General features: G+C 64.3%; 10 protein-coding genes and 1 pseudogene. 3 read left to right on the forward strand and 8 right to left on the reverse strand.

Annotated elements, in window-relative coordinates:
• Nucleotides 1–5 precede the first annotated feature (5 nt).
• From ACZ7L0_RS26960 to ACZ7L0_RS26975, 4 genes are all read right to left on the reverse strand, one after another.
• On the reverse strand, nt 6–6,836 hold the full coding sequence (locus ACZ7L0_RS26960) for a polymorphic toxin-type HINT domain-containing protein (protein WP_471245149.1): 6,831 nt from the start codon (nt 6,834–6,836) through the stop codon (nt 6–8).
• 211 nt (nt 6,837–7,047) lie between these two features.
• Nucleotides 7,048–11,388: a LamG domain-containing protein gene (locus tag ACZ7L0_RS26965; RefSeq protein ID WP_471245150.1), complete on the reverse strand. Its 4,341-nt coding sequence runs from the start codon at nt 11,386–11,388 to the stop codon at nt 7,048–7,050.
• Between the two features lie 1,048 nt (nt 11,389–12,436).
• Nucleotides 12,437–13,726 carry an MFS transporter gene (locus ACZ7L0_RS26970; RefSeq protein WP_471245151.1) on the reverse strand — a complete coding sequence of 430 codons (1,290 nt, stop codon included), beginning with the start codon at nt 13,724–13,726 and terminating at the stop codon, nt 12,437–12,439.
• 17 nt (nt 13,727–13,743) lie between these two features.
• The gene (locus tag ACZ7L0_RS26975; protein ID WP_471245152.1) at nt 13,744–14,466 is read right to left on the reverse strand and encodes an AfsR/SARP family transcriptional regulator; all 723 of its coding nucleotides are present in this window, start codon (nt 14,464–14,466) and stop codon (nt 13,744–13,746) included.
• Nucleotides 14,467–14,962: 496 nt separating this feature from the next.
• Here ACZ7L0_RS26975 and ACZ7L0_RS26980 point away from each other — a divergent pair, with 496 nt between their 5' ends.
• Nucleotides 14,963–16,348 (forward strand): radical SAM protein, encoded by a 1,386-nt coding sequence (locus ACZ7L0_RS26980; RefSeq protein WP_471245153.1) that lies wholly within the window; start codon nt 14,963–14,965, stop codon nt 16,346–16,348.
• Nucleotides 16,349–16,381: 33 nt separating this feature from the next.
• Complete coding sequence (locus tag ACZ7L0_RS26985) at nt 16,382–17,485, forward strand: SagB/ThcOx family dehydrogenase (RefSeq protein ID WP_471245154.1); 1,104 nt, start codon at nt 16,382–16,384, stop codon at nt 17,483–17,485.
• Nucleotides 17,486–17,830: 345 nt separating this feature from the next.
• On the opposite strand, the pseudogene ACZ7L0_RS26990 reads toward ACZ7L0_RS26985, so the two are convergent.
• A pseudogene (locus tag ACZ7L0_RS26990) lies at nt 17,831–18,027 on the reverse strand (IS256 family transposase); the annotation flags it as partial.
• 224 nt (nt 18,028–18,251) lie between these two features.
• On the opposite strand from ACZ7L0_RS26990, the gene ACZ7L0_RS26995 reads away from it, so the two are divergent.
• Entirely contained in the window at nt 18,252–18,506 is a 255-nt protein-coding gene (locus ACZ7L0_RS26995; RefSeq protein ID WP_471245155.1) for a hypothetical protein, read from the forward strand.
• Between the two features lie 163 nt (nt 18,507–18,669).
• Here ACZ7L0_RS26995 and ACZ7L0_RS27000 read toward each other — a convergent pair whose 3' ends face one another.
• The 3 genes from ACZ7L0_RS27000 to ACZ7L0_RS27010 form a co-directional block, all read right to left on the reverse strand.
• Nucleotides 18,670–19,053: a DUF6009 family protein gene (locus tag ACZ7L0_RS27000; protein WP_471245156.1), complete on the reverse strand. Its 384-nt coding sequence runs from the start codon at nt 19,051–19,053 to the stop codon at nt 18,670–18,672.
• A gap of 196 nt (nt 19,054–19,249) precedes the next feature.
• Nucleotides 19,250–20,791, reverse strand: a complete 1,542-nt coding sequence (locus ACZ7L0_RS27005; RefSeq protein ID WP_471245157.1) for a DNA primase family protein — start codon at nt 20,789–20,791, stop codon at nt 19,250–19,252.
• Nucleotides 20,788–21,951 (reverse strand): bifunctional DNA primase/polymerase, encoded by a 1,164-nt coding sequence (locus ACZ7L0_RS27010; RefSeq protein WP_471245158.1) that lies wholly within the window; start codon nt 21,949–21,951, stop codon nt 20,788–20,790. Before ACZ7L0_RS27010 ends, ACZ7L0_RS27005 begins: the two co-directional genes overlap by 4 nt.
• Nucleotides 21,952–22,471: the final 520 nt, after the last annotated feature.

Below are 22,471 nucleotides of genomic sequence, written 5' to 3' on the forward strand. Positions count from 1 at the left end.
GACATTCACTTCCCGGGAATTAACGCATCCCCTGCATCATTGAAGGTGTAGCCATTCTTCAATAGGTGATTAATTTCGCTATGATAGATGGAATTATCAATCGATTTGCCCACCGGGGTGGCCAGCCTGAATGTGGCACCCTCCGCTATGCCCCTGTCAAGAAATTTCAAATTTTCCGCCCACTTCTGCTCCGGCGTGAGCTTATTCCAGTGACTCAGCGGCACCTCGAACCACTGCCCCCCTTCCATTTCGGCTACTCTCTGATAGTCAGGGGTGTTTCCAATTACTCGTACTCGAGGGCATCCGCTGCTGTTATGAACTAGCAGCGGAGTTGACCCGGCCAGCACATAGTACGTGTGCAGATCCTCGACTGTGAGGTTGTACATGTCGGCTTCGCCGGGCTTGGTCTCAACACCAGCGACCTGAAGGTGCCCGTTCTTTTCGGTGTTGAGGCTGTGGCCAGGTCGCAGTCTGCCGGCAGGGACCCAGGCGCGGGTCGTGTCGTCCCAGAAGGGGTGGTTGGCGGTGGTGTCGAGCGTGGCCAGGTGGCCGTCGGCGGCCCGGACAGTCACCTTGACAAGGTCGTTGTCGTGGTGCACGAGTTGGGCCGTGACCCTCCGCGCTCCCTTGCGTTTGCCAGTCTGAGGATCGGCGGCTGCGACCTTGTCGCCAGGTCTGACTTTCCCGATGGGTTTGATTTTTCCGTTCTTGAGCAGGACGGGCGTGGAGTGGGAGAAGCTGCATGCCGCTTGGATCAGCCTTGCCGTCGCGCTTTCCTCGATCTCAGCGGCCGCTGCTCTCGAGAATCCCCGGGCTGCCAGGCCTCTACTGAAGCTTCCCCAGCCGAGGGAGAGAATGGTGATGGTGTCGTCGATGGCCGCTTCGGTGCAGTCACCGCGTCCCATGATGCAGTGATAGGTCGCGGTGATACCCCAGGGGTCGTTTTCGGCACCCCGCAGCAGTCCGGCGCGTTTCGAAGTCTCGCAGAATGACTTGGTCTTGTCCGCTCCGTCCGCGCGCGAACACATGTCGTTCGCGAAGGCGGAAAGGAACTGCGCGTAGCTGTTGTGACGCGGATCAAGCTGAGAATAGCGCGCGTACAGTTCCTTCTTGGTCGGGATTCTGATCCCGCCGATGAGAGGCTGACCGTCCTCTGAGACGCTGTAGCCGGGGCCATAACGAGGCTTGTGTCGGGTCCCGGTGCCGCCGCTGCTACTGCCGCCGCCGGAGGGGTCGACGATGTGCGGTGTTTCGGTATGAGGCCCAGGGCCGCACGCGTTCCATCCGTTTGTGCAGTTGGGGATAATGAGACCGGAAGGGTCGGAATAGGTGACGGGGCTGCTGTTGGAGTAGGCGTAGGCGTTGAGCTGCTGCGGGTCGCTGGGGTCGAGGAGGGGGTCGACGGACAGGAAGTGGCCAGTTGAGGGATCGTAGTCGCGCGCGCCGAGGTGTGTGAAGCCTGTGCTGTTGTCCTTTGTGCCGCCGACGAAGCCCTTGTCACCTGGCCATTTGGCTGGTGTGGTGCCCCGTGTTGCGCCGAATGGTGTAGAGCGGCGTTGTTGCGTTGTCAGGTCGGCTGCGTTGATGGCGAGTTCGGAGGTGCCGTGGTGGTCACCGATGAGGAAGCTGAGTTTGTTGTCATCGGTGCGGATGGCTTGGTTGCCGCCGCCGAGGTCGTAGTAGCGGGTTGCCTTCTTGGTGGTGGATCCCTTGGCCAGCGTGATCTGGGTGTTGCCGAGGTAGAGGGTGGTGTCGGTGTCGGTGTGGGTGATGAGGCGGTTGCCGTCGGCGTCGTAGATGTAGGAGGTGGTCTCGGTGTGGCCGCTGCTGTCGGGTTTGGTGACTTGAGACAGGTGACCTTCGGCGTCCCAGATGAGGGTTTGTTTGTCGCCGCTGATGGTGCGGGTGGCGGTGTTGCCGGCGTCGTCGTAGGCGTAGGTGTCCTGTGAGATGCCGTTCGGGCCGTTGGTGTCGACCTGGGTGAGGGCGTGGGGCCGTTTGCTGCCGGTGGTGGGGTAGGTGTACGTGCGGTTGATGTCCTTGGCGGCGTCGCCGCTGATGTCATGCTGGGTTTCGGTGCGGCGGTTGCCGCTGAGGTCGTAGGTGTACGACTGCCAGTAGGGGGCGGGGCCGCCCAGGAGGGAGGCGGTGGGGATGGTGGCGCAGGACAGAGTGTTCTGTGCCCAAGCCTCCGTGAGGCGGCCGAGGTAGTCGTAGCTGAAGCATTGGTTGTCGGTGCCGTCTCGGGAAACGTCTGCGATGGAGGTGATGTGGCCGGCTTCGTCGTAGCTGTAGGTGGCCGACTTGTCGGTGCCTGTGATGCCTTCCCGGTTCACGCTGGAGTTGTGCAGGCGCTGGGTGCCCCACTCGTAGGTGTTGGTGACGTCGGTCTTTTTGGCTCCGGCTGCCTGGTAGGTGTACTGCAGGGGCTTGCCGGTGTAGCTGTAGACGGTGTTGGTCAGATAGGTGGCACCGCCGCTACCGCTGAGTGTCTTCACCCGTAGGACGTCGTCGTAGGTGGGTGAGATGGTCTCTGCGGTGAGACTGCCTGCGGCTGGGTAGCTGGTCGACTGAATGGTGCCGTCGACGTTGTATTGGACGTTCGACTGGTAGGAGCCGGCCAGGTCGCTTTCGGTGGAGGGGATGGTGACCGTGGTCCGGTGTGGCCGGTAGAGGGTGTCGTATAGGCCATAGGTGGTGGTGTAGGCGGAGCCCGTTGCGCCGCCGACGTAGCGGGTGACGGAAGCGAGTTGGCCCTTGTAGTCGGTGGGGTCCCACACGTGCTTGGTCAGCAGGGTCCCGGAGGCGTCGCCCTGGTGCGTTTCGGTTTCTCGTCCGAGGCCGTCGTAGACGTGGGTGATCTTGTTTCTGTTGGCGTCGATCGTGTGGTCGAGCTGGTTGCGGTCGGTGTAGTAGGAGTCGGTCTCGCCCTTGTCCGGGTCGGTTGCGGCAGTCTGGTTGCCGCGCTGGTCGTACCGGTAGGTCCAGGTGTTGCCGGCCGGGTCGGTGAGCTTGGTGAGTTTGCCGGCGGGGTTGTACTCGTACAGTGTCTTGTCGGCCGTACCGGTGGGTGTGGAGCCGTGGTATTGCCACATTGCCGCAGTACGGCCGCGGGCGTCGGTGACGGTGGTGGTGGGGGTCGCGCCCTTCGGTGGGGTGATGGTGGCGCGGTCGCCGCCGTAGGCGGTGGTGGTCGTGGACAGGACCTTGCCGTTGTCGCCGTTTCCGGCGATCTGCTGGGACTTGATGATGCGGCCCAGGCCGTCGTAGGTGTTCCAGGTCTGGGTCTCCACCGCGAGGGCGTCGTCGAGTGCCAGGAGGCCGGTGGAGGGGGCGCTGGTGTTGTAGTAAGGGGCGAACACCTTGGAGGTCAGGCCGCGTTCATCGTAGAAGGTGTCGCTGATGAGCCGGCCGCCGTCCGGCCCGGGTCCCTGGGTCTGGCGCTGGCGTAGGAAGCCGTCGAAGAGGGTGTAAGAGGTCCTGCGGCCGGTGCCGTACAGGGTGGTGGTACCGACTGCGACCGGTTTTCCGTCGGTGATGGTGTAGGAGAACTCGTAGTTCGGGGTGTCGTTGTTGGCCTTCGAGCGGTTCGGCAGCCAGATCTTCTGGGTTCGGCCGAGTGCGTCGTGGGTGGTGTCGCTGCGCTTGCTGTTGGTGTCGACGACTGTGGTGGGCAGGCCGCGGACCGTGTCGTAGGTCGTCGTCATGGTCTGCGCCGTGGTCGCGTCACCAGGTGTGGCAGGCGGTGTGGTGACGGTGGAGGTGGTGGGGAAGCCGGTTGCCGGGTTGTAGACCGTGGTGGTGGTGCGGCCGTCCTTGCGCGTCGCGCGTACCGGGCCGGTGGTTTCCGTCGCGGTGATGGTGGCGGTGAGATCCGTTGCTGTGGTGGGGCGGCCGTAGCCGTCGAAGGCTGTTTCGGCTTCGAGGTAGGTGGCGGCTTTTCCGTCGTGCGACTTCAGCGTCGCCGTTCGGGTGACGTCACCCTTGGTGGGGGCTGCGCCGTAGTCGTTTTTGTCGTAGGCGGTGCGAATGTCGGCGATGACGTCCTTGGAACGGTCAGGGATGTCTGCGCACTTCACTGCGACTGTTTCCACGCGGGAGGGTGCGTCGAGGATCCAGCTGGTGGTGTTGTCCGCGTAGGTGGTCCGTGTGCATTGGTTGTCTGTTGCGGTGGACTCGTCGCCGAAGTCGTCGGTCTGGGTGACGCGGCCGGCGGTGTCTTCGAACGAGTTGGTCTGGTAGGTGGTGCGCCATTTGCTGCCTGCGCCATCGTCCAGGGAGGTCCAGGTGCGGGTGGAGGCTGCGGCGGTCAGGTTGGCGGTGGTGGTGCCCCAGGAGCGGACGCGTTTGGCTGTCTCGTGGTGCCATGGGGTGCTGACGGCCTTGTCAAGGATCTTGCCATCGGGTCCGCTGTACTGCTCGGTCTTGTACTCGAAGCCCGCGACGGAATTGTGGTCGGTGATGGTGCCGCCGTTGTCGTCGGATACGGTGACGGACTTGGTGCCGCCGGATGGGGCGGCTTTGTCACCGTCCATGCCGCGCAGGAAGTAGTGGTCGGTCTGCGATTTCATACCGACCGGTTCCTGGCCGCCGGTGTGCACGCGGACGTGGGCGTATCCGCGCCAGGTGGACCAGGTCTTGTACTTTTCCTTGGTCAGGCCATCGTCATCGTCGTAGTGCCAGGCTGCGCCGTCGAGGTAGCTATAGCGGGTGACCATCTCCGGGGAGGACTTGGTGCGGTCGGTCTGGATGACGGAGTCGACAACGTACTTGTTGAACCACTGCAGGGTTGGGTCCTTGTCGCCTTCCTTGGTGAAGTAGACAGGGAAGCAACGGGTCGTGTTCGTCTGCGGGGTCGGCAGGTCGGAGGCGTCGCAGGCAGCCGCAGAGTAGTTCACGGTCACCTCTCCGCCGGTCTCATCCGAGATGCCAGACAGCCGTTCTTTGATGAACGGGGCGGTGTTGTCCTTGTCGTTCTTGAGCCGGTTGGTGCGCTGGTCGTAGGCGAGGGTGACCTTGGGCAGCGTGATCTCAGGGCTCACGGCCCGTCCGATGTGCTGCAGAGAGTCGAGAAGCAACTGATAGTCGATGTCGGACTTGCCCCAGCGGTGGTCCAACTTCCAGGTGTCGACAGGTTTGTAGGTGCCGTCCGATTGCCGGACCTCGGTGGTGACGGAGGTAAGCCGTTTACGGCTCCAGAAGGACGGGCTGGCGTTGTAGCAGTCGGCGCCTGACTTGCAGTTCAGGTCCCAGGGCGTGTCGTACCAGTAGAAGGACTTGTCGCCGATGGTGGACGCGTCGCAAGTCACGCCCGTCTCGGGCAGGCAGCGCTCGGACGAGGTGAAGTCGACCTTGGCCAGGGCTTTGGCCGAGTACATCGCAGAAGACTTCAGGCCGTACTCGATGCGGTCGAGGTAGCCGCCACGGTTGTAGATCGTTTCGTCGGCTGCTTTCAGGTTCCGCGCGTAGTAGTTGGTCTCCTTGGTGTAGTAGTAGGCGATCGCGTTACCGTGGGTGTCCACGGCATAGTCCAGGTTCCATCGCCAGGCCTGCTGGCACCAAGAGTCAGCGAAGGTGTCCTTGTGGCACTTGTCGTTCTTGTCGTCGCCGAAGACGGGCGTCGTCCAGGTGGAGTCGGTGGTTTCGCCTCCGCTCGACCAGCCGGGCAGCTTGTTGTATCCGAAGTAGTACTGCGTGCCGTCGGTGGTGGTGACACGCCAGTACTCCTGGTCGTTGTCACCGTTGTCGCGGTCGTCTCCGGTCTTGCCGTAGACCCGGTCGACCTTTGTTCCGTCATCTCCCTTGAGGCGGAAGGAATTGGTGCCGGTGCCGGTCGCGATCAGCTCACCGGAGTGCCCGTTGAAGGACAGGGTGGCGTTGTCATAGGCCCAGCACAGGTCTCCGGTCTTGGCTCCGTCGGCGTTGGTCACGCCGTCGTCGGCGCAGGACTTGTAGCTGCGTTCGATGAAGCCGGGCCACAGGTCGAAGCCGTCTCCCGCCCAGGAGGACTGGTTGTTGCTGTTGGAGGTGCGGCCGTCGATGCCGCCAGAGGAGTAGTCGAGACCGACCTGTGGCTTGAAGGCGCCTGGCACGTCGGGGACGGGCATGTCGTAGGACCAGGTGAAGTCGCCCGTGTTGAGGTTGGTCTGCCACGAGGAGGAGGCGGACAGCTCTGTGGCCTTGTAGTCGCCCTGGTCACTGGACGTGCCCGCAGTGGCCGCGAGCAGCAGGGAGGCAGCGCTGCCATTGCCCGGAAGGGTCAGCGTCTGGGCGGTGAGGGTCTTCGCGATGGTGTCGTTGTGCGACACGACGGGCGTGGGCTTGGAGCACTGGGTGTCCTGTGGGCGGGTCGCGGCGCAGGCAGGCAGTTGTACCAGCTTCAGCCGCGCCCCGTAAGCGCCGCCGTAGGCCTGTGCAAAGGCGGAGTAGTCCACGCTGATGCCGACGGTGTTGCCGGTGGCATCGGGTTGCCGTTTGAGCGAAAACAGCAGGCCGTCGACACCGACGCGCCGGGCGGTTTTCTGGTTGAGGACACGGAGGGTGGCGCTGCCCGTCAAGGGTGTGTGGGAGGCCTTCTGGGCCTTGGACAACGGCGTGCGCTTTGCCGTCTTTGGCGTAATGAGGGTAATGGGCAGGCTTCCCGCCCGTACGGCCTTGCTTTGGGTGCCGGGCTGAAGGGACAGCGTGGCGGAGCCAGGCTTCGCCCAGGCATGTCTGGGTCTGGCCTTGGGCGTTCGTGGCGCGCCGTCGTCCAGGCGGGGCCGTGACGGGACGCCGTGCCCAGACAGCGGCTTTTCTGCAGCGGGTATGTGGGGTTCGTTGTCCGCTTCGGCCACGGAAGTAGCCGAAGCCTGGAGGATCGAGCCCACCAAGACAGCGGAAATGAGGACGGCAACCCGGCGTCGCATGCCCATCGCCATCATCCGTGCTCGCATCACGATCAATCCGTCCTCGTCCTTCGCGTCTCGCCATACGTCACGGGTGCGCTACGGGTTGTAACTGCTACTGTGTCTGCTCGGGCCAGTCGTGGTGCTCTGGTTGCTCTGCTCAGGGGCCTGCTGTCGTGTCGAGGTCGGCTCCGCCGGACAGACCTTTGATCTGCGCCTCGTTAGCTGCGCCCTGCAGGACCCACACATCGTCGAGGGCGCCGCTCCAGTACTCGCCCCAGGTGATGGAGCTGGTCCTCAGCCGGCCGAGCTGCAGGCCCTTGGTGGCGGCGAAGGGCAGTACCGAGGCGTTCCAGGAGACTTTCTCGGTGCAGTCAGGGTCATTGGGGACGCCGTCGTCGTCATCGTCCGCACACGGGGTGGCTTGCGTCTGGCCGTCGACGTAGAGGGTCATCTGTCCGGCGAAGGCGTCGTAGACAACGATGATGTTGTTCCAGTCGGTGTTGTTCTGGAAGTTGCTGTGCTCGGCGGTGGCTGTCGCCGCGGTGGTGCTGTCCGCGTTGGCCATGACCAGTTGCCACCGGCCAGCATGCGCGGGGTCGGTTGCCTCGGGGACGTAGCGGACCGCGAAGCCGCTGTTGTTGGTGCCAGCCATGCTCATCACGGTGACGGGCTTGGTCGGGCGGCTGGGGGCCGTGACCCAGGCGGAGACTGTGAAGCTCCTGCTTGTGTCGATCGGCGAGACGGTGGTAGCGGCAGATCCGGTGCCCTGACCGTTCAAGACCAGAGCTCCACCACCGATGGGATTGTCCAGGCTGGTGTTGTCGATCTTCGCGTTGCCATTGAGCATCAGAGGATGCTGAGTGTGGTCCTCGCGCGTGAGATCGTCAGGCGAGGCTACCGGGCTACCGGATGAGGCATCCGCCTTCCAGCGGCCTTCTACGGTGGCCTGGCTGTCGAACATGGCGGCGATCTCTGGGGCGGACAGCGCGCGATCGTAAAGCTGCACGTCGGAGATCTGGCCGGGGAAGAAGCTGCCGGTCGTGCCGCTGTAGTTGCCCGCACCGATCTGCACCGGTCCGCTTCCGTAAAACGGGGCGTCGAACTTCGACGTGGCCACCCACTTGCCCTGCACATACAGCCGCAGGTCGTTGGTGACGGCGTCGTAGGAGCCGACGACATGGGTCCACTCGCCGCCCGGCGCCAGGTCCGGGTCGCCTTGTGCTGCGCGGACCGGTGTGCCGCTGGTGCTGTCTTGGGTGTACTGGTTGAACGACCAGCCGTAGGTGGGCGAATAGTAAAGCTCGAAGCCCGGCTTCACCGTGCCGGTCTGGGTGGCGATGACCGCCGCGTGGCTGGGCTTGCTCTTGGGCAGCTTCGCCCAGGCGGTGACAGAGAAGCTGCGCTGGTTGTTGATGTGGGGCCCTGTGGTCGTCGCGTAGTCGTCGACGCCGTCCAGGCTCAGCGCAGTGCCGACCCGGCCGGCCTTGCCCGCGGTCGCGCCGCCCTTGAACACGGCCGGATTGACTTCGGCATGGCCGGAGACCTGCGTCCTTGCGGTGCCGTCGTCGTTGGTGGCCGACTCGTCCAGGGAGAAGACCGCGCGAGCGGGGCGGCCGGTGCCGATGGGCTGTTTGTTGTAGAGGCTCGCGACCTCGTTCGCCGCCAGCGGCTTGTCGTACAGGCGGACGTCATCGATGGTGCCGGGAAAGAAGCTGCCGGGCTCGCCGTTGTAGGAGCCGGCACCGATCTGCAGGCCGCGGCGAGCGTCCCAGGGGGTGGAATACGGAACGGTTCCGGCGAGCGTGCCGTTGACATACAGGGACAGCTGGCCGGCGGAGGAGTTGTAAGTGCCGGCCAAGTGCACCCATGCGCCTGCTTTGGCACCGCCTGCGGCAGCCTGCATCACCCTCACGGGTGTGGCCGTGGTCGCGTCGGCCGAGTACTGGTTGAACGCCCACCGGTCGTATGTCTTGGAGTAGTACAGCTCGAAACCTGGGGCATTGTTGCCCGGTTGTGCCGCGACCACTGCCGCGCCGTCGGGCACCTTGTCGAGATGCACCCAGGCCGCCACCGAGAAGCCGGTGGAGGTGTCCACGGTGGGAATGTCGGAGACCAAATAGTCGTCCACGCCGTCGAGGGAAACCGCACTGCCCTGCACTCCCGCGGCACCCAGCGTCGGACTGCCCTTCAGATCCAGGGTCCGGGCCGCGGACGTTCCGGCCGCTTTTGTCGCGCCCGAGGCGTCGTCCAGCTTCCACTCAGCCCGGGTGGGCTGGCCGGACTTGACCCGGAAGACGTAGCGCGACTGCTCGCTGATGCGGCCTGCGGAATCAAATGCCTGCGCGTAGAGGAAGTTGATCCCGGACCGCGTGGGCCGGAAGCTGACTGTTCTGGCCGCTCCGCCTGTGGTGGTCACCTCGTTGTCCGACGATGGTTCTTCGTTGACTCCGAACCAGTACTTCACTACGTCGGTGTCCGGCGCATCCAGGGTGAAGGTGCCGTAGCGTCCCACCCCGTCGTAGACCGGGTCGTTCGGGTTGCTGTCGTCCTTGGCCGGGTAGTCACCGGAGGTGATTCTCGGTCCCTCGGGTGTTTTGGTGTCCCAGACGAAGTAGCAGCCCGTCGCCGATCCCGCGCCCGACCATGGCGAAGGGCTGTAAATTTTGGCTTGGTCATAGTCCCAGGCCCGCGCAAACCAGGCGACAGTTTTGTCTTTGGGGATCGACTTGTCTGTGCCTGGTAGGTCCTCGGTCAGGGTGATGCTGAACTGGCTCCCGGACGGCTTTGACTTCAGGGTCTCCTTCTTGGAGGTCCACTGAGGCTTGAAGCCACTTCCAGCGTCCCACCACAGCTGGAACTGCACAGCCACCTGGTCCTTGTCCGGGTCTTTGACGTCGTATGCGGTGAGCTGGGGCAGGCGACGGATGTACGCCTTCTTCTCAGGCTTCTTACAGATTCCGCCCGGCTCCTGGTTCAGGTGCGCCATAGGGATCTGCGCCGGCGGCTTGTTGTACTTCACCCGCAGATAGGCGTCATCGGAGAACCGCTTCCAGCCGTACTTGTCGCCCTCGTCGGCTGCCCGCAGACCGAAGGATGTGTAATCCGACCCGTGGGAGGCGGCGTACTTCGCTGCGGCCGTTGCGTCCAGCTCGAGCTTGCCTGCCGGACAGTCGGCGCCGCCGCCCATGGCCACGGACTTGGAGTCCAGCTGATCGAGCCAGTTGTCCGCCGAGTTGTTCCACGTCGTGTTCTTGTCGAACGGCTTGGTGCGCCAGAGTTGAACCGACCGTGCACTGCATGACCCCGACCACGTCTCCTGTGCGACGAATGTCGCGCCGAGGATGGACTTCCCTGACAGGTCGGCCGTGGGAAACCTGTAGAACAGACGCTTTGCGTCGTAGGGCGCGCAGTAGTACCAGCCGCAGTACCCGACGCCGGCGTCTTTGTCCCCATTGAACCGCCACTGCGGCTCAGACGCCCAATACCGCGACACCATGGTCCACTCCCCCGCCTTGGGGGTGTAGGTCTGCGGATCGATGTAGACCGGGAACGTCGTGTCCGAATCCGTCAACAGGCCATGATCTGGCGTAAGTTTCAGCTCGCTGCCGTCGGTCGCGACATCGACACCGATCGGTGCCACCTTGGCCCCGTCGCCGGGTGCGTCTGCCGCGTCTGACCCATCACCGGCTCCGGAGCGGGCGACAACATGCTTCCTGGTTCCAGAAGAGGCTTGCGCGGGCTCTGTGGAGTCCCACATCAAGGGCTTGGCTGCTTGGAAAACCACGCCGCCGGCGTTGGTGTCCACGGCCTCCAGCCCTCCGGAGGTCGCTTCCTGCAGGTCCAGACCCGGGGATGCCACTTTCAGCTTCAGCTCGGCCAGGGCAGGGTTCTTGGCTGCCTCGGGGGTGTTGACCACCAGCAGCTCCGAGTAGCCGTCGGTGGTGGCCTTCATCTTCAGGTCCACGTCCGGCAGCACATTTGCGTATGTGGCAGTGTCGCCGTCGAGGCTTGGGGCGGGGAGCCGGGTCGGCCAGGAGAAAGACAGCGTCTTCCCGGACCGTGCCAAAGAAACCAGGGGGCCTGTGCCTCCCCCGGAGAAGGCCAACCCCACGGCCGCCGCCTTGGGAGCCACGGTGCCGTCGGACTGCGTCGTGAGCGCGTTGTCGATGGCCTTCCACTGCCCGGCAATGCGCGTGCGGACGGGCTTGAGATGCTGTATGGCTTCCATCTGTCCGTCGGGCGTCGCATAGACCTCGCTGGACTCCGTGCGCAGCGAGGTCACCTCTACGTTGCTGCCGCCCGCCTCAGCCGCCCTCTCCGCAGCAGACACTGTCTGGGCTGCCCGAATCTTGCCGGAACCCGACACCCGGGCCGAGTACGGCGCGGCGTGAGCGGCAGTACCGCTCCACATCGACGGGAGGCCAGCGGCCACCATCGTGGCGACCGCCAAACCAAGCCCGGCTCTGACCACACCACGTCGCGCGTGGGACTCGCTCATCTCCCCGCCCCCCTGACCCCACAAAGCCCCCACCTGGGAGTCACATGAACTTCAAAAGTCCCGGGACTTTAACTGCGCCTTACCTGCGCACGTCAAGGCTGTGAGATTAGTCAACGCTATGACCGCTTTACGCAAACACGACCACTTCAGCCACCTGTCCGAAATGCCGGGACGCGCAGGTTTCCTACCGGATTGCTGCACCTCTCCGGGCGGGCACATCAGGCATCTTCATCCATTTACGTTCGCCAAAATCAAGACAGCCCCCACCGCATCAATTTTGGAGCACAGGCCTCCACTTTGCGTGGAATTTAGCTTCCTTTGAGCAAGGCCGAGCGCTCCCTCTACCTGCCCACTTCCTGGGCTGGCGACCGCGCACTTGATGCACTCCGTGAAGTTGAGTGACCGATAGATGATCACGTATTGCCACGGGTTACTGCCGGGCGGTTCCTCATCGAGGTCCCGCCCTTGTCGATCAGCAGCGTCAAGTTCTTGGCGCTTCGCCTTGGTCGGCCCACGCCGATAGCCAGACTCAGCGGATCCCTGTGAGGGACGGCTGGACATGGGTTACCTCTATCGGCCTCCGCAAGAACAGGGGGAGGACGCCGAAGAGGCAGGGCCACGGGTGTGGTGGGCGCCCGGCGGGCTGCTGGGGCAGCTCCCCGTGCACGCCGCGGGGTATCACAAGAACCGGCCGGACGACTCGAACCGACGCACGGTGATGGACGGGTGGTCTCCTCCTACACGCCGACCGTGCGCGCCCTGCGCTATGCCCGTGAGCAGGTTCTCAGCCGGCCAAATCCGCGCCCCTCGGCCGCGCGGGCGCTGAGTCGCCATGCTGACCACGCCCGGGTTGCCCGGACACGGCCGACTGCACGATCTTCCGACCGGTCGGGTCCTCGGCCTGGCATTTGATGCGGTGGTCCCACGGATGAGGTACTTCGGGCAGCGGACGCCTGATGCGCCGCGTGCACGTACTTCACGGCGGCCTTGGGGCGGATGCCGAAGAGCCGTGATCTATCCGCGGCAGATGGGCCCTTCTTCGGGACTTCTACTGATCTGGTTCTGCGGGGTTGGTGGGCTTGCCGGTGTCGAGTTCCTTCCAAGCGGGGAACATTATGTTCACCAGGACGACAGCGAAGTACAGGGCAGAGCCCGCCAGGAGCACTGCAGGTGCCCCCAGAGCTCCGACCAGGACGCCTGCGAGCATCCCACCGAAGGGGATGCCCGCGTACGCCATGGCGTCCGCGATACCTCCGACACGTCCTAGCATGTCTCGGGGGATGCGTTCCAGGACTGCCGCGCCAAGGATGGGATTGAGGAAGCCCTCCGCGAAACCGCTGATCGCGATGATCACGAAGACCCAACTCACGGATACGTCGAGTCCGAGGATCAGGAATCGAGGGCCGCCGGCGATCAAGAGGGCGCCGAGAAAGACCGCTCGACGCGGGAGCCTGTGGGCAAAGGCGGCTGCAATGGCGCTGCCCGTGATCGCGGCAACGGCCAGCGTTCCGCCCATTGATCCCACGAGTTCCGCCCCGCGTCCGTCGCCGTTGGCCCATACGGGGAGGAGCACGGTGGAGAAGGCGGTGTCCAGCAAGCCGAGCAAGGCGAGCAGGGCTATCGCCGTCATTAGGAGATGGTCACCGCGCAGGAAGCGGAAGCCTTCCGCCATGCTCGCGAGATACGTTCGCCACCACGTGGGGACAGTGGTCTGTGTCGGCGAGGGTGTGTCCCACGCATCGTTTTCGAGGCGGGGAATCATGAAGGCCACAATGAGCGAACCGACGACGAAAAGAAGTCCGTTGATGCCCAGCGCTGCCTGAGGGCCAGCCGCCGCAACGAGCCAGCCACCGCCGGTCAGGCCCACGATCGCGGCTCCTTGTTGAATGGTGCCAGCGAAACCGGTTGCGCGGGGCAGGGGCACACATGCCCGTTCGGCGGCCGCGGGCACCATCGTCTCCTTCGCGAGGTCTCCCGGCGCACGGGCGGCTCCGATAACGGCGACCAAGATCAGTAGTGTAGGAAATGTCAGGCCATCAGCCCAGTGCAGCAGAGGTATGGCGCATAGGGCGAAGGCACTGACAATGTCGGCTACCCATGAGGTTCGTCGGGCTCCGACGTGATCGACCACCGAGCCCAGGAACAGTTTGCCCGCGACGTAAGGCAGCAGCTGACAGAAGCTCACCAGACCGGTTTGTGCGGCGCTTCCGGTGAGAGTGAGGACGTACCAGGGCAGCGCGACGGCGGAGCTGCGTGATGAGGTCAGGGCCACCGCAAGGGCGGACAGGACGCCGACCAAGGGGCGCAGGGTGCGGCTCTGCCTCTGCTGCTTGTTCACGCTTGTGTCGGTGTTATTCATCGAGCGCCAGCCCCGTACGCGGCGGGCTCCCCTGCCTGGAGCATGGAGGGGATGACGGGGCTGGGTGAGACTCCGATTTCCCGAGCGAGCAAGCTTTCGTAACGTCGAAACCGCATGTGTGCCTCGGCGATCTCGCCTTCCCGCAGACAGGCTTCGATGGCGATTCTCCGAGGGGCTTCCCGGAACTCGTGGACTTCGGCAGCAGCGTCCGCGACTTCGGCTGCAGCAAGGTTCATGCCCTGCCGCAGCAAAGCCTCTGCCATGACTTCCAGTGCCTGTCCCCGCTGCACGTCCCACTCACTGCGCCTCGACTCTACGCAGGCGACATCAATGTCGCCGAGCAGTGGCTGCCGCAGGACCCGCCAGCCGCTCGGAGGTGGACACGGTATGGTTCGCGGCCAGCGTCCCACGTCCCGCAACAGTCTCAGTGCGGCGTGGTAGTCCACCACTACTTCCGAAGCCAGACCGATGCTCGTGTGCTGTACGTCAAGCAGACGATCCCCCATCGCCTCGTGCAGCCTAAACACGAGCTGCCGAAGCCTAGTTCGCGCTCGCCATCGAGGCGTGTCCGGAAACAGATCACTGGCCAGCCGATCCCGGCTGACCGGTTCGTCGTGCACAGCGACGGCGGCCACGAGCTTCTTCTGCGACGGCCCTAGCGATACCGGCAGTCCGTCGTCCAGGCAAAGAAAGTCCGACAGCAGAATGAGCTTGAGCACCCTGTCTCTCCCCCCTCACAACACGTGTAGAACGCTGCATGGTGCATCAGGTTGCACACCACGACAAGGCCAGCCGATCAAGGAGTGACTGAAACCCGCCCCCTGCCGTTGCCCGCCTTCAAGGAAGGCCGACGGACGGGCTGCACTACGGCAGTCAATGACTCTGACCTGCGGACATAACGCATGATCTACGACGGTGGGTGGGCGGAGCGACGATGCCGAAACGGTACGGCTCCTAGCGTTCTCTCGTCGGCCCGTCCCGAGCCGACATCACCCCTCGCACCCCCTGTGCGAGCCGAACGATCTGGAGGGGCCATGAACAACGAACTGACGATCCAGCAGATGGACGACGAGCTGATCGAGGTCGTCGAGGCAGAGGGCGAGTCCCTCACGCTGCTCGACCGCAACGGCGTTTGCTGACGACTTCCGCGGATGCCGGGGGTGCCGACTTTGTCGGCACCCCCGCTTCCTTCTCCCTCGCGCTCAAGGACGTGACATGCGCACTCGCACCTACCGCCCCTCGCCGTTCATGCGCCTCGGAGCCGAGGAATTCGTCAACCACCGTGGCCGGCGAGTCGTTCCAGCAGTTCGCTCCGACAGCACTGCCCTCTTCTTGATCCCTTCTGCCATCGCACGATTGCTGAGTGCACAAGTCATCGACACGAGCCGAATCTCGGACACGGCACTCAGATCACTTGTCCAGCAAGGGCTCATCACCGACGACGCTCATGGGACACGCAATGCGCATTACGAGAAAATGCGCATCGCCGCCAGCGACAAAAGCACGAGATCGTTCACTCTCTTTCCCACCTCGTACTGCAATATGGGCTGCGAGTACTGCGGCCAGGAACACCGAAAGGAGCCACTGAACGCGCGCCACCGGCAGTCCGTCCTCGACCGGATTCGCAGCTCTGCTCAAGCCGAGGACGTGCAAAGCATAAATATTGGTTGGTTCGGCGGCGAGCCGCTGATGGCATACAACACCATCCGGGAGATGAGCGAACAGATCATCTCCTCCTGCTCAGCGAAGTCCGTCTCCTACGCAGCGAGCATCGTGACTAATGGAGCGCTGCTCACTCGGCGAAAGCTGGACACGCTGGTAAAACAGTGCGCAGTCACGCGATTCAACATCACCATCGACGGACCGGAAGACGTCCACGATGCACACCGCCCCCTCAAGAGCGGCGCAAAGTCATACCGCCGCCTTACCAGCCTTCTGGCAGAAGCCACTCAGAATACGGAACTGGGTGAGGCGTCGTTTGTGTTGCGCACCAACATCGATGTCGAAAATTGCGACTACATAGATGCATACCTGGCAGAAATGGCCGAGCTCGGTTTCACGGGTAAGCGTAACGTCGTTTTTCAGCTTGTCCCCATCCACAGCTGGGGAAACGACGTAGAGAAGCGGCGCGTAGGGCGGGAGTCGTATCTGCAGCGCGAGGTGGAATGGCTTTCGCTCATGCAGCGCCTCGGTCTGCAGACGACTCTGCTCCCCGGGGGCGTCAGGGCCAAGACGTGCAGTGCGGTGGGGCCCAGCAGCGAGGTCATACTCACAGACGGCAACGTGTTCTCCTGCACCGAGCAGCCCCTCGTTCCTTCCTTGGAAAACGACAGCCGGCTCGCGCACGTCAACGAGCTGAAGCCAGGCGGCCTGCGGCCGGCGGGCGCCTACGACTCGTGGAACGACTCCGTGGCCTCCGGAGAGATTCCCTGCTCCACCTGCTGGTTCCTGCCAGCCTGCGGAGGAAGCTGCCCGAAGCTCTGGGCCGAAGGCGAAGTTCCCTGCCCCAGCATCAAGTTCAACATAACCGACCGGCTTTCCATCGCCGCACAACAGCATGGACTCCGACGAATCGGTGACTTCGCGCCGGACGGTGAATGACCGCCTCCCCCACGGCCCCAGGACAGGAACCCTATGAAGGTCAAGGCGATCAGCCCTCTTCAACTGCAGTCCGATCATGACGGGATTTACGTAACCTCCCCCAAAGTGCCGGGGCGGCTCCGCGTGAAGCGGCAGGTAGCAGAAATACTGCTGAGGCTTCAGGAGCCCCACGACCAGTCCGCCGTCAGTCATCCCGAACTTTCTGACGAGCAGACACGGTCAGTGATGCAGACACTCCTTTCAGCCGGATACGTCCTGCCGGCAGAGGAAGCTGCGAAGGAATCACAGAATCCTCACCCTTGGGATCTGTGGGGTGCAAACGCCTGGAATTTTCACACTCAACTGAAGGACGCCCCATTTCTCCGAGGTGCCTCGGATGAGATGGACGCCTACGAGACACGCATCACCTCACGCGTGAGACCACCCAATGTACGCAAGGAAGACCCCGAGGCACCTATACTCCTGCTTCCGCGCGTGCGCTCCGAAATGAACGTCTCCTTCCGCTCCGTCCTGGAGAACAGAAGAACGCACAGACATTTCAAAAAGGAGACGGTCGGACTCGACGACTTCGCCACGCTGCTGCACTATTCATTCGCCCCTATGCGCTTCGCCGATTCAGGAGTCATGGGAGTTCAGCAACTGAAGTCCTACGCCTCGGGCGGTGCCCGGCACGAAGCCGAGGCCTATGTCGCCGTGTTCAACGTCCACGGCGTCGAAGCGGGCACCTACCGGTACGACACGATCAGGCACGGCCTTGTTCCCGTCCAAGCGGACCTGAGCCGAGCAGCGATGGAGCGTTTCACCTATGACCAAAAGTTCTTCACGACCAGCGCCTTCGGCGTGGTCACGACGGCCCTGACCGAACGGATGGCCTGGAAGTACCCGCACCCGCGCGCCTACAAACTCATGCTCCACAACGTAGGACACCTAGTACAAGTTTTTTCCATGACGGCCTCTGCTCTCGACCTCGGTGCTGCTATAACAGGTGGTTTTAGAGACACCGAAGTCGAGAACGCTTTGGGACTGCAGGGGAGCAGCGAGTTTCCAACCTTCTTTATGAGCTGCGGAGTGCCGGAGCTGACACCAGAAGGCCAACCATCAATCTACAGACCACCGACAAAACCGGCACTATCGTGACGCAGTAGGAGGGCTGGTGTCCTTCACCGGGGAACCACTACTCCGCCCCATCCGGGCTGACCAGTGCCCAAGTCACCGTCGGGGTCCGGCTCGGCGAGCAATCGTCAATACCTGTGGATCAGCGGTTCTCAGTTTCGAGAAGTTCTGAGCCGGGTGAGCCCTTCGATCGTCCCCAACTCCGTGTGGAGGGTCGGCTCAGCGGCGACCAGTGATGCGGAGAAGGACCGTTATGTCGGTCGTTCTCGTAGAGGTCGTCTTGGTCGACGTCTCCGGGAATGGCGTCCGGCTGGATGTGGAGGAGTGTTCGTGCCGTAGGTGTCGAAGCTGGTCATCGTGGCATTCTCCTCAGGCCGCGAGGGTCTCGGCGCGTTCGACCAGCGGGCTTTTCTCGCACCTGCCGCCCGCGCGGACCAGCGCCACCAGATCGGCCCCGGTGATCGCCCTCCCGCAGGCCTGGGCCGACCAGCTGGAACACCATGGCGAGGGCGGTGGCAGGGATCCCCGACGCCGCAGGTGACCCTGGTGCGGAGCTTGACCACAGAGCATTCACACTGCTCGCGCCAACGTATGGACACCGAGAGCTCCGGTTCTCAATTCCACCTCGACCAGTCAGCGGGCTTCCTCTCCGCCCACTGACTCGCCCCACATCGAAGGACTCACTGCCGTAATCGGTGAGTCCTTCTGCTTTCCGCTCCCTCCCCCATCCCTCAGTCGTTTCGGAGCAACTGAGACGAAGAGCGCCACTTGGAAAGTTCGAGATCACATCATGATCCGCGACCCGTTCGAAGGCCACGAATCCGCCCACAACCGCGGCAAGACCATCGGCGGCGCTGGCGTCAGCGACGACAACATGCTGTCCATCGCCCTCCACCTCCGCGGCCAGAGCTATAGCCTGCGCGGCATCACCAAACGTCTCGGCATCACCATAGGCACAAAGAGGGGACAAGCCCTCGCCCGCCACCGTCATTGCGAATGCTGCGCAAGACGACGAACAGATCGCTGCCGTCCCGGCGCGCCGTAGGCACCGACAGTGGAGGGGCCACGGTGGCTGGCTGTCGCGGTCGTGCGGGAGGAGGAAGACGCGCCCACGGTAGAGGCCGCAATGCAAAAGACCGCCTGGCCTATCAACAGCGATATCGAGAGAGACAACGGTTGGCGGCATAACTTTGCGCGCCGTCTTGTCTCTATGGGGCCGAGGACGCTATGGCTTCTGTGCGTCGCTGGGAGCGGGGTGTCTTGGCGCCGGGATTTTGCGGTTCGACGGTCCGGGGGTCGACTGCTTCACCCGGGGCGCCTTCGGCGTAGGGCCCGTCAGGCTGGCTGTCCCGGTCGTGCGGGAGCAGGAAGAAGACGCGCCGACGGTACAGGCCACTGTCGGGATCGGGTTCGGCTTCATCGTCCAGGACCGCGTAGCCGACCATGCGGCCGTCGCGCGCGTAGGGCGGCTTGTTGTTGCGGCGCTTGGTCTTGTCCAGGGCCTGGCGGACGTAGTCGAGCGTGCCGGGGTCCTCCAGCCACACCACGTCCTGCTCGTGGGTGATCTCGCTTGCGTGCAACAGCGAGCTCATGGCTGCAGCCCCTCCTTCATCGGCCGCTTCCCTTGGCGGGAGGGGGCCTGTGGTGCGTGTGTGTTGCGGTGCTCGGCGTGCCAGGTGGCGGTAGAGCAGGGTGCGGGGGCCGCCGGGTGCGGGGCCGAGGTTCCATGGTAGTGCGGCTGGCGGTGCAGGCGTAGAGCCGCAGGTGCCATTGTCGGCATGTGGTGGGTCATTCGCTGGCTGCCAGGGCGATGCCGGGGTAGTACTTGCGGCCGTTGGATTTGATCATCTCCGAGGGTGAGTTGAGGCCGACTTCCTGCCGCACCCGAGTGGCAAACGCGCGGGGGGTGGCCGGGCGGATGCCTTCGCCGGAGGTGCACCAGGAGCTGTATTCCGTGTACAGCAAGCCCTGCTCGACACGCAGTTCACTGTCACCGTCGGCGTCGCGGGTGCAGCATTCGGCGAGAAACCGGCCGATGTGGTCTTCGGTGGTGGCATAGGCGGTGGTGGCAATGCGGACCCTGTCGGGTCCTTCGAGGGGGTCGCGGGTGGTGAGGTAGCGGCGGGCACCCTCGATGAGCCACTGCAGGATGCCGGGGCCTTCTTCGCGGACGAGTTCGAAAGCGAGGTTGTCGATCCGGCGTTCGGCGGGGACGGTGCGGGTGAAAGGCACGAGGCGGATGCGGCGCCAGAAGGCGAAGCCGCCGGTGGAGACCTCGGGACGGTGGTTGCCGAGCAGCCACAGGTGGTGTGTGGGAGTGAAGGAGAAGTAGTCCTGCCGCATCCGGCGGGCTTTGATCTTGTCGCCGCCGGTGAGAAGACGGACGCGGGCTTCGTCGAACTTGTCGTTGGGTTTCAGTTCACTGCACACGATGAGGCGGCGGCCGTGTAGTTCGGTCAGTTCGGTGGAGTGCTCGGCGTAGGCGCCGCGATCCATGAGGAAGCCGGGTGGGGCGGCGTCCGCGTAGTCGCCCAGGAGTTGGATCATGACGTCGAGCAGGACGCTTTTGCCGTTCTTGCCTTCGCCGTGGAGAAAGGGCAGGACCTGGGCACCGACGTCTCCGGTGATGGAGTAGCCGAGAAGCAGGTGCAGGAACCCGATCATTTCCTGGCCTTCGGCGTCGTTGCCGAAGGTGTCGGCCAGGAAGCGGTCCCAGCGTGGGGTGTCCATCGTCTGCGGGGCGACGGTGGTGGCCCGGGAGTGCAGGTCGCGTGCCGGGTCGGGTTTGCGTAGATGCCCGGTGAACAGGTCGACGACACCGGCTGGCGTGCACAGTGCGTGCGGGTCGCCGTCCAGGGCGTCGGGGTCGACCGACAGGTCTGGGGCTGCCTTGGCCTGGGTGAGCAAGGCCTGCTGGCCGGCTGTGGAGAGTGTCTTGCGCTTGTGGTGGGCCAAGTCGCGATCGCTGAAGATGCCTCGTGGGTCGGTGGTGGGCATGTCCTCGGCCATCTCACCGGCGGCCCACAAAGCTGCCTTCTCGCCGCCAGTGCGCTTCCAGCGGTAGCCGTCCCACATGAACCAGCCGAGGCCTTCGGCGTGGCGGAACTGGTCTCGGTAGAGCTGGACGAACAGCCGGGCGTTGCCGCGGTCGGAAAGCGACGGCGGCAGGAGCCCGGCCGGGGATCCCGCGGGGGCGGCGGGTGGGGGCGGGGCAGCGGTGGCGGTGGCCTGTGCGGGCAGCAGGGTCGAGGGCTGCTGGGCCGCTTCGAGCTCGAGCATCTGCTGGGCAGCGGCCTGTGCATCGAAACGCGGCATGTCGGCGCTGCTCATGAACGTCCTTCAAGGTGGAACGGGTGGGCGGATCCTGCGGCGAGTCCGCTATCGATGATTTTCTCGTTGCGAGCCATCTGCCATGGTCTGGCTTGCTGGGCGGCCTGGAGGAGGTCTTCACGGACTGCGCTCTCCTCGAGCTGGCCGGCGGCGGCCAGGCCTCCGCCGGTGTAGGCGGCCCGGTTCAGCTTCTCTGTAAAGCCGGTTCCTTCTGGAGTTGAGGAGCAGGCAGCGACTTGTTCCAGCAGTGGGGCGAGCACCCGGCGTGCGGCCGCGGTCCTGCCTTTGCGGCGCCCCGCAGGTGCCGGCGCAGCCCGTTTCTGGGGGCGCTGGGGGTCATTGAGGTGCCCGGTGCGTACGAGTTCATCCTGCAGCCATTGCGGCAGCGGTGCGGGGTGCCGGGTGGTCCCTTCTGCCCGGTAGGTGCCGTCGCTGGTGCGCGTGCCCGGGGCGACGATGTAGCCGCCCTCGGCTCGCACGTCGACTTGCCAGGCCAGCGCAGTCTTGGGGCTGGAGCCGGTAGAGCAGCGGAACTTCATGGCCGGTCTTGGGTTGGAGTACCACACATGGAGTCCGCCGGAGGGGGTACGGACGCGCAGGGTCTCTTCGTCCAAGGCCGGGTTCCTGTGGCCGCGGTAGGCCGCGAGCAGCGCGAGCGTGTCGAATCCGGAGGCCAGGCCGGTCAGGTTCACCCCGTCCGGGATGGAGATGCCTGGCAGGAGACGGGCCCGGTCCGGCACCGGCGCCTGGTGCGCGTCGATGTCGATCACGACTAGGTTCGCTGGGCCGCAGGCAACGCCTACTCCCGCAGACGGCTGTTCGCCCCACCAGGCGTCGATGTAGGCGGTATTCGTAGTCGCCGCGTGGAAGCCGTGGCACGGCCTGCCTGCTGGGGGGCATGCGCACGTCTTCGGATCGTGGTGCCGGTCCCTGCACTGGGGGCAGTTCGCTCCTGGGGTCTTGCGTCCGGGCGCTAGCGGGTGCACTGGCCAGCCCTGCGCCGCGCACCACAGGGCCACGGCGTGTGGCGGCCTTGGGCCGCTCAGGGCGGTCGGCACACGATGCTCACCAGCGCGCGGCACGCGAATCGTCCTCGTCAGCTCTCGTCTTCTACTCAGTCCCTGCGGCAAAGCACCAGGCCACGTACCGAATGACGCCATCTCAGGGACCGAAGGGACTGTACTTCGGGAACAGAGTGTAGGGGCCCGGCCGTGGATGGGCAGCAACCTTCCGCCGCGTGCCGCACTTTTCCGTTCTTCGGTCCCTTGAGTCCCTTCGCTGCCGGCCTGGGGGTGGAGGGGAGAGGCCCAGTCGACAGACTTCGGAGGGAACGAAGGCAGCCATCTCCTCACACAAGCCAAGGTTTTCTCGCACGTTTCACGGAGCTGAGGCGCCAAGGCCCAAGGACAGGGACCCAAAGATCCGCGAGCCAGGGACCCGTCAGTCCTTCCGCCCCTGCCAAGAAAACAGCAGGTCAGGAACACTTTCCCAGCAGGGGCAGGGACTCGAGGGACCGAACTTCGCAATTATGAACCGCAGTCATAACAGGCAAGAAGTAGACGTGCGCCCACGCGCGTGAACTCCCTACGTTGCTGACGTCATAATTAGGAAACTGGGTCCCTCCAGTCCCTTGGTGGCTTGGTAGACAGCCCCTGACCTGCAGGAACTTGCAGGGACGGA

The organism is Streptomyces sp. NPDC039424, assembly GCF_055639495.1.